This is a genomic window from Halorubrum sp. BV1 (assembly GCF_000746205.1).
Taxonomy (GTDB): Archaea; Halobacteriota; Halobacteria; order Halobacteriales; family Haloferacaceae; genus Halorubrum.
Window position 1 is genome coordinate 419,031 of record NZ_KN050825.1, and the last position, 10,382, is coordinate 429,412.

9 protein-coding genes are annotated in these 10,382 nt (G+C 67.9%); 4 read left to right on the forward strand and 5 right to left on the reverse strand.

Annotation, left to right across the window (positions count from 1 at the left end):
* The first annotated feature begins 187 nt into the window (after nucleotides 1-187).
* The 3 genes from EP28_RS13500 (at nucleotide 188) to EP28_RS13510 (ending at nucleotide 4,554) form a co-directional block, all read left to right on the forward strand.
* Nucleotides 188-2,317 carry an acetate--CoA ligase family protein gene (locus EP28_RS13500; protein ID WP_049984515.1) on the forward strand — a complete coding sequence of 710 codons (2,130 nt, stop codon included), beginning with the start codon at nucleotides 188-190 and terminating at the stop codon, nucleotides 2,315-2,317.
* Nucleotides 2,314-3,375, forward strand: coding sequence for a phosphotransacetylase family protein (locus EP28_RS13505; protein WP_049984516.1), 1,062 nt, complete (start codon nucleotides 2,314-2,316; stop codon nucleotides 3,373-3,375). Before EP28_RS13500 ends, EP28_RS13505 begins: the two co-directional genes overlap by 4 nt.
* A gap of 129 nt (nucleotides 3,376-3,504) precedes the next feature.
* Complete coding sequence (locus EP28_RS13510; protein ID WP_049984517.1) at nucleotides 3,505-4,554, forward strand: cell division protein CdpA domain-containing protein; 1,050 nt, start codon at nucleotides 3,505-3,507, stop codon at nucleotides 4,552-4,554.
* A 42-nt stretch (nucleotides 4,555-4,596) separates the two neighbouring features.
* Here the strand turns inward: EP28_RS13510 and EP28_RS13515 are convergent, their stop codons facing one another.
* Both EP28_RS13515 and EP28_RS13520 read right to left on the reverse strand, forming a co-directional pair.
* Entirely contained in the window at nucleotides 4,597-5,706 is a 1,110-nt protein-coding gene (locus EP28_RS13515) for a DUF373 family protein (protein WP_049984518.1), read from the reverse strand.
* Nucleotides 5,707-5,817: 111 nt separating this feature from the next.
* Nucleotides 5,818-6,561: a DUF6517 family protein gene (locus EP28_RS13520; protein ID WP_080506162.1), complete on the reverse strand. Its 744-nt coding sequence runs from the start codon at nucleotides 6,559-6,561 to the stop codon at nucleotides 5,818-5,820.
* A 126-nt stretch (nucleotides 6,562-6,687) separates the two neighbouring features.
* On the opposite strand from EP28_RS13520, the gene EP28_RS13525 reads away from it, so the two are divergent.
* The gene (locus EP28_RS13525) at nucleotides 6,688-7,686 is read left to right on the forward strand and encodes a radical SAM protein (protein ID WP_049984519.1); all 999 of its coding nucleotides are present in this window, start codon (nucleotides 6,688-6,690) and stop codon (nucleotides 7,684-7,686) included.
* 215 nt (nucleotides 7,687-7,901) lie between these two features.
* Here EP28_RS13525 and EP28_RS13530 read toward each other — a convergent pair whose 3' ends face one another.
* The 3 genes from EP28_RS13530 to EP28_RS13540 form a co-directional block, all read right to left on the reverse strand.
* Nucleotides 7,902-8,147, reverse strand: a complete 246-nt coding sequence (locus EP28_RS13530; protein ID WP_049984520.1) for a preprotein translocase subunit TatA — start codon at nucleotides 8,145-8,147, stop codon at nucleotides 7,902-7,904.
* A gap of 68 nt (nucleotides 8,148-8,215) precedes the next feature.
* Nucleotides 8,216-9,544 carry an Nre family DNA repair protein gene (locus tag EP28_RS13535; protein ID WP_049984521.1) on the reverse strand — a complete coding sequence of 443 codons (1,329 nt, stop codon included), beginning with the start codon at nucleotides 9,542-9,544 and terminating at the stop codon, nucleotides 8,216-8,218.
* Between the two features lie 120 nt (nucleotides 9,545-9,664).
* Nucleotides 9,665-10,382, reverse strand: a 718-nt coding sequence (locus EP28_RS13540; RefSeq protein WP_049984546.1) for a transcription initiation factor IIB, incomplete at its 5' end; no start/stop codon positions are given.

The window sequence follows — 10,382 nt, forward strand, 5'->3', positions numbered from 1 at the left end:
TGGACAGTGTCTCTGACGGTGGGTTGAACGGTGTCTCTGACGGTGGGTTGAACGGTGTCTCTGACGGTGGTGGAACAGTGTCTCGGGCGGCTTGCGGGGGAGACAGAGACGTCAGTCGAGTGATTAACTCGGCTCGTGAAACCGCTCCCACCGATCTTAAGCCACCGGTTTGCGTAGGTGATCGTTGATGGGTACGCTCAACGAGCTGTTCGACCCGGACCGGGTCGCCGTCGTCGGCGCAACCGCCCGCGAGGGAGCTGTCGGGCGGGCCGTCACGTCGAACCTGCTCGACGACTTCGACGGCGACACCGTCCCGGTCAACCCGAACTACGACGAGGTGCTCGGGACGCCCTGCGTGGACGGGGTCAGCGAGGCCGACGCCGACGTCGCGGTGATCGTCGTGCCGCCCGCGATCGTGTTGGACGCGATCGAGGCATGTGGCGAGGCCGGCGTCGGCAACGTCGTCGTGATCACCGCCGGGTTCGGCGAGACCGGGGAGGATGGGGCTGCGAGGGAGCGTCGCCTCGCAGAGCTAGCCGACGAGTACGATCTCAACCTCGTCGGCCCAAACAGCTTGGGGATCATGTCGACTCCCTCCGGGATGAACGCGACGTTCGGCCCGGAGAACGCCTTACCCGGCGGGCTCTCCTTTATGAGCCAGTCGGGGGCGTTCGTCACCGCCGTGCTCGACTGGGCCAACGACAACGGGATCGGCTTCAAAGACGTCGTGTCGCTCGGGAACAAGGCGGTCTTAGACGAGACGGACTTCGTCTCTCACTGGGGGGACGACGACGAGACCGACGTCATCATCGGCTACCTAGAGGGGATCGAGGACGGCCGCGAGTTCATCGACGCCGCCCGCGAGACCACACAGGAGACGCCGATCGTCGCCGTGAAATCGGGGCGGACGAGCGCCGGCGCGCAGGCCGCCTCCTCACACACCGGGACGCTCGCCGGCTCCGAGAAGGCGTACGAGGCCGGGCTCGATCAGGCGGGCGTCATCCGCGCGGAGTCGGTCGACGAACTGTTCGACGCCGCCGGCATCTTAGGCAGCCAGCCGCTTCCCGACACCGACAGCGTCGCCGTCGTCACGAACGCCGGCGGCCCCGGCGTGATGGCGACCGACGCGGTCGGCGACGCCGACCTCGACATGGCCTCGTTCACCCGCGAGACGAGCGACCGGCTCGCCGACGCGATGCCCGCGGAAGCGAACATCCACAACCCGGTCGACGTGATCGGCGACGCCGACGTGGAGCGGTTCCGCGAGGCGCTCGAAATCACCGTGCGCGACGACAACGTCGGAGCCGCGCTCGTGTTGGCCGCGCCGACGGCGACGATCGACTTCGCCGACCTCGCGGACGCGATAGAGGCCGTAAGCGGGGAGATGGACGCACCCGTGGCCGCCTGCCTGATGGGCGGCGACCGGACCCGCGAGCCGAAACAGCAGCTGCAGTCGAAGGGGATCCCCTGCTACTTCGACCCCGCCCGCGCCATCGACAGTCTCGCGACGCTCGCGGAGTACCGCGATATCAAGACGCGCGAGTACGCGGACCCGATGACGTTCGACGTGGACCGCGAGCGCGCTCGCGGGATCCTAGAGACGGTGCGCGAGCGCGACGATAATCGCTTAGGCGTCGAGGCGATGGAGCTTCTCGACGCGTACGGGATCGCCACGCCCGCGGGCGAGATCGTCGACTCGCCGGAGCGCGCCCGGGAGGTCGCTGCCGAGATCGACGGGGACGTGGTGATGAAGATCGTCTCGCCCGACATCCTCCACAAGTCCGACATCGGCGGCGTCGCCGTCGGCGTCGAAGACGGCGACGTCGCGGACACCTACGAGACCCTGATCACTCGCGCGCGAAACTACCAGCCCGACGCGGCCATCCTCGGCGTACAGGTGCAGGAGATGGTCGAATTAGACGACGGCGTCGAGACGATCGTCGGTATGAACCGCGACCCGCAGTTCGGTCCGCTGTTGATGTTCGGACTCGGCGGAATCTTCGTGGAGGTGATGGAAGACACCACCTTCCGCGTCGCGCCCGTCTCGAAGCCGGAAGCCAGAGAGATGACAGAGGAGATCCAGTCTGCCCCTCTCCTTCGCGGGGCGCGCGGGCGCGACTCCGTCGACGTCGACGCCGTGATCGAGACGATCGGTCGGCTCTCACAGCTGGTCACCGACTTTCCCGCGATCCTCGAACTCGATATCAACCCCCTCGTCGCACTGCCCGACGACGACGGCGGCACGAACGCCGCCGCCGTCGACGTGAGACTCACCGTCGACCCGGAAGAACTCGACTCGGAGGAACCCGACCAATGACAGACACACCCACGACACTCGTCACCGCGACCGGAGAACACGTCGGAAAGACCGCGATCACCGTCGCCCTCGCGCGGCTCGCCGCCGACCGCGACCGCAGCGTCGGCTACATGAAGCCGAAGGGGACCCGGCTCCAGTCGAACGTCGGCAAAACGCTCGATCAGGACCCCATGCTGGCCCGCGAGGTGCTCGGATTAGACGCCGAGATGCACCAGATGGAGCCGGTCGTCTACTCGCCAACGTTCGTCGAGGGCGCGATCCGCGGCACTGAGGACCCGGACGCGCTGCGCGACCGGATCCGGGAGGAGTACGAGGCGCTCGCGGCCGACCGCGACCACATGTTCGTCGAGGGCGGCGGGAGCTGGACCACGGGCGGCGTGGTCGACCTGACCGACGTCGACGTCGCGGACCTGTTCGACGCGCGCGTCGTCTTGGCCGCCGAGTACGCGTCGCCGAACGATCTCGACGAAGTGCTCGCGGCCGCCGACGCCTTCGGTGACCGGCTCGCCGGCGTCGTGTTCAACAAGGTCTCGGACGACGCGTTCGACTCGCTCGACCAAGACGGGATCCCGTTCCTCGAATCGAAGGGCATCACCGTCTTCGGCGCGATTCCGCACGAGAAGGAGCTCGCCGGCGTCACCGTCGGCGAACTCGCCGACGAGCTGGGCGCGGAGCTACTGACCGACGCGCCGACCGACGCGTTCGTGGAGCGGTTCCTCGTGGGCGCGATGGGCGGCGACGAAGCGCTCCGCTACTTCCGGCGCGCGCGCGACGCCGCCGTGATAACCGGCGGCGACCGCGCGGACGTCCAGACCGCGGCGCTCGATGCCTCGGGTGTCGCGTGTCTCGTTCTCACGGGCGGCCATCGACCGTCCGGAGCGGTGCTCGGCAAGGCCGCGGACGCCGGCACGCCCGTTCTCGCGGTGAACACCGACACCGTCACCACCATCGACCGGGCGGAGGGCATCGTCCGCGGCGGTCGCACCCGCGACGCGCGCACCGTTGAACGGATGGCAGCGCTGCTCGACGCGCACGTCGACGTCGACGGGCTCCTCTGAGGCGGGAGAGGCCGGCTGGATCGCAACGGGGACCCGACTCCGGACGTTCACCGGGCGATCCCGTCGCCGTCGACCGACACGGGCGAACGTCTGACATACTGTTTTCAGGGAGGACGACGTAGGCCGCCTATGACCAGTCTCTCGGAGGCGTACGGTGGACGGGGACGCTCCGAGGTAGATCCGCGTCGGCTGTACCTCGGCGTGGGCTCGTTCGTCGTCGGTGCGCTCCTGCTCGTCGCCGGAATTCTCGTGGCCGCAGAGGTAGTGCTCCCGAGCGGCTATGGCTCCGGTGCGGCGCGGCGGGTCGGCGGCGTGCTCGGCGGCGTGGGCGTCCCCCTGTTGTTGCTCGGCGTGATGACCGTGCTGCCGGCGAATCGGACCACCCGGGCGACGGCCGTGATCGGAGCCGCAGTCATGTGTCTCGGCGTCGCGCTGTTCGCGTACGCGTACCCGTACCACTGGGTCGGCGGCCCGCGCCCCGAGTTAACCGACCTCACGCTCCCGACCGCGGGACTGTACTTCCTCGGCGCGGCGACGACGATGTGGAGCGTGTTCGTCGGCGTCGCCAACTTCAAGACGCGGAACGACCCCGGCGGGACCGTGACGATGGAAGTCACGCACAAGGGCGAAACGAAGGTGATCGAGGTCGGCCGCGACCAGCTCGACGGGATGGGCGGCGTGGGCCTCCTCGGCGGGACGCCGGACGGTAACGTCGAGACGCAGACCAACCGACCGGACGAGACGGACCGGTCCGGCGGCGGGTCGGTCACCGGGGAGACGGTCGGAAACGGGACGGCGAGCGAGAGAAGCCGCGACGACGCCGCCGAGTCGACCGGCGGGGGCGGGAGCGCGGGCGGCCGGTCGCCGACCCCCACCGGCGGCGTTCCCGGCACCGGACCCGGGTCCGCCGGCGTCAGCGACGGCGGGAGCAACCCGACCGCGATCAGATCGCCGCTCGACGACGCGCAAGCGGCTGGACCCGACGGCCCCGACGCCGCGCCGTCACAGCCCGGATCGGCGGGCGGGGCGTCGCCGCGCGACGGCCCCGGTGACACCTACTGCGGGAACTGCGCGCAGTTCGACTACGTCCGCACGGACCACGGCATGCAGCCGTACTGCGGACACTACGACGAACTGATGGACGACATGGACGCGTGCGACGAGTGGACTCCTCGGTAGGGGGCATCGCCCGGAGCGGCCCGGCAAGATCGGGGTCACCGTTCAGGTGGGTTCCGCCGAGGGCAACTGCGACTCGGCGACCGCGAACGCGAGCGTGCTCAACACGGCCGTGAGCGTGCCCGCAGCGAGCGCCATGGCGAGGTCCGACAGCGTGAGCGCGGTCACGCCCGGGGCGGCGGGGAGGAAGAACCCCGAGACGGCGTACAACACGACTGCGATAGACAGGACGTAAAAGGGCGCGTTGAGGTAGCGCCACCGGAAGCGGCCGGCGAGGTACTCGTCCGTGATCTGACCGAGGCTGGAGGTGACGCCGGCGACCGCGAGCCACTGTACGAACCCGTGGACGAACGCGGCCACGTCGACGCCGACGGACGTCTGACCGCCGCGAGCCGCCGTGACGGCGTCGATGGTGTCGAATCCCTGAACGCCGCCGATGACGATCAGCGCGAGGGCGACGACGTAGGTCACGAGCGTCACTCGCCCGGTGTAGAGGACGTTTCGGACGGTCGAGGCGGTCCGATCCACCGAGTCTTCGAGGCCGAGCCCGCGGAACAGCGAGTAGAGGCCGACGACGCCGGATAAGATTCCGAGCACCGCCGCGCCGGCGACGTCGAATAAGTTCGCGACGACGACGAGCGGATAGATCAACAGGAGGACGCCGAGCGGGACCAGTATCGTGCCGCGGGTCTCGGGGTCGGCGAGGACTTGTTTGATAGTGTAGTAGAGCGATTCGAGGTCTTGGGCCTGCCGAACGACGACGCGACGCATCCCGTCTATCGGCATCCGGGACCGGATCACGGGGAGCACCGACTCGTCTTGTGCGCCGTCGGTGATGACGACCGCGGACACCTCCTCGCCGGTCGACAGCTCCGCGAGCACCCGGTCGACCTCCTGACCGACCGCGCGGTTGGCCTTCACGTCCGAGCCGTCGACGCCGGTGACCGCGGCGACCTCGACGGTCTCGCCCGCGCCCGCGAGTTCGTCGTAGACGTTCACGCCCTGAAACAGGACGTTCACGTCGGAGTCCTCCGGGTCGGCGGTCGCGAGCGCGACTGCGCCCTCCGTGACCTCGTCGACGCCGACGACCGGCGTCGGGATTCCGGTCTTGCGGCCGAGGTCGTCGTCGAGGTCGACACAGAGGACGAGCAGCATCGGGCGAGGCTACGAGAGGCCCCGGCATATGCTTTCGGCTCGCCGACGTCCCGATGTCCGGACGGGTCCCGTGACCCCGGCGTCGACCCGGCCGTCCCGGTCACCGCGGCCTCACTCGCTCGGGTGCTCGACGCCGTTCAACAGCCGCCGCACGTTGTCGCCGTCGCTGATCGCTCGGGGATACCCGCCGAGACAGATCACGAAGTCGCTCCCGTCAGCGATGGGCTCCGTGACGTGGAGCGTGATATCGATGGTCGCGCCGTCGTCGGCGAGTTCGGCTTCGGCGTCGTAGGTGACCACCGTCGGCTCGCCACCGAGCACGTCCGTGGCGTACTCAGACGCTCGCTGGAGGTTTCTGACGCCGTCGTACCGGTTCTGGACGAGCGTCGCCAGCTCCTCGGAGTCCATGTCCGCGACCGGGTTAAACGTCTGTTCGAGCACCTCGACTTGCGGGGTCGAGAGGACCGCGAACACCGCGGCGCGGAACCGCTGTCCGAGTACGTCGATCCCGCGGTCGTACTCGGCTATCCGGTTCGTCACTTCCACCTCGCGAGTTTGTCCGGCGGCCTCGAACTCTCGGGTGACGACGTCGTCGGTGACGCCTTGCGACTCGTAGCCCGTCTCCTCCAGCGCGGCATCGGAAACCGTCGCGGCCTCGGCGGCGAACTCGACGGGTTCGCCGCCGGTAACGAAATCGAGCGCGGTACAGCCGGCGAGACCGGCGAGGCCGAGCGATCCGGTGGCGGCGAGGGTCCGACGCCGCGTGAGACCACCGACCGTTCCGCCGCCGCGGTCGGACGAGGTTTCGACGCCGTCGCAGTCGATCGGCTCTGGGGCGTTCGGGTCGCGTTTCATACTCCGTTCCCGAGCGGGCGACGGTACATACTTTGTGTTATCGGGAGATCACCTCCGTGCGGACGGCTCACGCACGGAACGGCGCTTCGGACGCTTTTTCACGCCAGAGCGAGTATCGAGGAGTAGATGATCTCCAAGGGCTGTGAACAGTGCGCCAAAGGCGGCAAGATGGTGCTTTTCGTCTACGGCTACTGCGACCAGCGGGACTGTTTCTACTGCCCCCTCGGAGAAAACCGGAAGAACGTCACCGACGTGTACGCCAACGAGCGGAAAGTCGAGTCCGACGAGGACGTGATCGAGGAGGCCAAGCGCATGAGCGCGCTCGGCACCTCGATCACGGGCGGCGAGCCCCAAGAGGCGATGGCGAAGACGACGCGGTATCTCGAACTGCTCAAAGACGAGTTCGGGGAGGACCACCACACGCACCTGTACACCGGGATCACGGGCGGTCGCGAGAACATGCGCCGGCTGAGCGAGGCCGGCCTCGACGAGATCCGCTTTCACCCACCCGTGGAGCTGTGGGGAGACATGCACGGCACCGAGTGGGAGGAGATACTCTACATCGCCCGCGAGGAAGGGCTCACACCCGCCTTCGAGATCCCCGGAATTCGGGCGGAGCCGGAGTTCCTAGAGTTCTTAGACGAGGGCGCGGCGGAGTTTTGTAACATCAACGAGTTCGAGATGAGCGACGGGAACTACCGGCGGATGCAAGAGGAGGGCTTCGAACTGCAGGAGGGCCACATGTCCGCCGTCGAGGGGTCGAAAGACGACGCCATCTTAGAAGAGATGGCGAGCCACGAGAAGGTGTACTTCTGTACGTCGGTGTTCAAAGACGCCGCCCAACACCGGAACCGCCTGAAGCGGATGGCACGGAACATTCGTCGGGAGTTCGATGAGGTGACCGACGACGGCACGCTCGTCTACGGAAAGGCGTTCGCCGACCCCGACCGCTTCGAGGCGCTCGGCGTCCCCGAGGAGTTCTACACCGCGAAATCGAACCACGTCGAGATCGCGTGGTGGCTCTTAGAGGAGATGGTGGAAGACGGCGATCTCGACCGCGGCGAGATCGTCGAGCAGTACCCGACAGCGGACGGCACCGTCGTCGAGCGGACGCCGGTCGCGTAGATCGGGTGGCTTCGGGCCGCTGCGTCGCATTTCTGGTTTGTCGCGGAAACCGCCATCCAGTGTGATCCACGCGGTTTGCCGGCGGCGAGATGGGCGAGATCGACGATCAGCTCCCCGCGAACGGCCCGAACTGCGACGCGCCGCGCGAGGATCTGTACTGCCGGGCAGAGGATTGACCGGGAAACGGCGACGTGGATCGGGCAGGCGGACGGTTATCAGCGATTTCCGTCGTGTTCGTCCGGGTCGTCGTCAATCTTCTCGCGAAGCCGTTCGACCTCCGCCTCCAGTTTAGCGATACGGTCGGCATCCGGCTCCTCACCGTCGGAACGCAGTTTGAGTATTAGTGCCACGCCCGCGATGACGGCGAGGGGAACGCCGAAGAGAAGCGCGAAGACCAAAAGGAGGATCAACAGCTCGGGACCGCCGGGGACGCCGCCGAACGCGGGGACCGTGGGAACCATGGGGCCATCCACTCGGCAGCGCGACTAAAACGCTCGGGCGCGAGCGGCGAGTCTCGCTGCGACCGCCGTCACCCCGCGTCGACGAAGTCGCCGAGATTCGCCTGGAGCCCGGCCGCCATCGTCGACTTTCGCCGGAGGCGACCGAGCGAGACCGGGAGGTGTTCCGTGACACCGCGGACCGCCTCGCCGAACGTCTCCGCGGTTCCGGACTCGCCGTCGAAGGCGTTGCGGACGGCCTCGCGCACCTGCCAGACGCCGACGGGACCCCAGTAGTCGTCGGAGACGTGCCGCAACACGAGCGCTTTCGCCTGTCGACCGCGATCATCGAGCTGCTCTAAGACGCCCAGGCGGGCCGCGTAGTAGGCACCGGCCGTCTCCTCGACGTAGCCCGTGCGACCCTCGCGGCCCTCGCTCGCGGCCGCGAGGTAGACTCCCCCCGCGGGGTCGGGGTTCCAGATCGAGCCGGGCGATTTCATCTCGACGAGCTCGTACTCCCACCGACCGGGAACGAGGATCACCCAGAACGCGTTGCCGAGGTACTCGTTGCGATGGACCTCGATCCGGTCGACAGTCGGGTTGTCGCGAACGGACCCGCGGAGGTACCGCCCGACGGTGTCGTCGACGGCGGTGATAGACCAGCGCGTGGGGACGAGCCGGCGGTCCGCGCCACGGCCGAGCGCGCCCGCGGAGAGGATCGTGTTGATATCGTAGACGTCGAATCCGCGACGGTAGAGGTACGTCATCGCGCCCTCGGCGCGCCAGTCGTCGTCTTCGAGCGTCTTTTTCACCGCTCGGGGGACGTGCGGGTTCTCGCCGAGTTCGGCAGAACGAGCGGCCGCGCGGGGGCCGGTCGGCGTTTTGATGTCTTCGGGACCGATTTCGAAGTCGAGTTCCGGCCGGCCGTCTAACCCGATCTCCACGTCGACGGGGCGATCGGCGATAGCGACCTCACGTTGGACGCCGAGCCATCCGTCCCACGCATCGTGGACGGAGTTCGCGGGCGCGTCGCCCGCGCTCGAACCGACTGCGCCGCCGCTCGCGCCGGCGCTCGCGACGTCGACGCCGCGGGCCGAGTTGAGGAGGCTCGTCCGCCGGTCGAACACGTCTGTGATGGAGACGCCCTCGTCGTACCACGCCGCGGAGGTGCGGAACCGCTCCGCGGCATCTTCGCGGCCGACTGGCGAGAGCAGCCCGGTGGAGACGGTCGGGTAGTCCGCGCGGCCGACGAAGATAGAGGGAGAGACGCTGCCGACCACCGCGTCGTCGGAGACGTGCTCCTCGAATCGTCGCTCGAAGGAGTCGAGGTGGTCGAGGATCGCGTAGTCCTTCTCGCTCGCGAGGCGGCGGCGCTCGGCGCGCTCGTTCGCCTCGAACTCGATGAACTCGTCGAGCCGCATTCGGATCGGAGTTGGAGTCGCGGGCGCTTGAACGTTGCTGGCGGCCGGGCCGGCCGCACGGCGGGGACACCGTACGGCAAACCGCCAGCGTCCCGTGGCGGACGGGCCGACAGATCGACGCTAGCTGTGGATGCCCATCGCTTCGATCTGCTCTTGATACCGGTTTCGGATGGTGACTTCCGTCACTTGCGCGACGTCTGCGACCTCGCGCTGGGTCTTCTTCTCGTTGCACAGAAGCGACGCGGCGTAGATCGCCGCGGCCGCGTAGCCGGTGGGCGACTTTCCGGAGAGTAACCCCTGTTCTGCAGTGGTCTCGATGATCTCGTTGGCCTTCGATTGCACCTCCTCGGAGAGTTCCAGCTCAGAGGAGAACCGCGGGACGTACTTTTTCGGGTCGACCGGACGCATCTCCAAGCCGAGCTCCTGTGAGATGTACCGGTACGTCCGACCGATCTCTTTCCGGTCGACGCGAGACACGTCGGATATCTCTTCGAGCGAGCGGGGAATCCCCTCCTTGCGACAGGCGGCGTAGAGGGCGGCGGTCGAGACGCCTTCGATGGAGCGGCCGCGGATCAGGTCCTCGTTCAACGCGCGGCGGTAGATCACCGAGGCCACCTCGCGCACGGAACGCGGCACGCCGAGCGCGCTCGCCATCCGGTCGATCTCAGAGAGCGCAAACTGGAGGTTCCGCTCGCCCGCGTCCTTCGTTCGGATCCGCTCTTGCCACTTGCGCAGCCGGTGCATCTGCGACCGCTTCTTCGAGGAGATAGAGCGGCCGTACGCGTCCTTGTCCTTCCAGTCTATCGTCGTCGTCAGCCCCTTGTCGTGCATCGTCTTC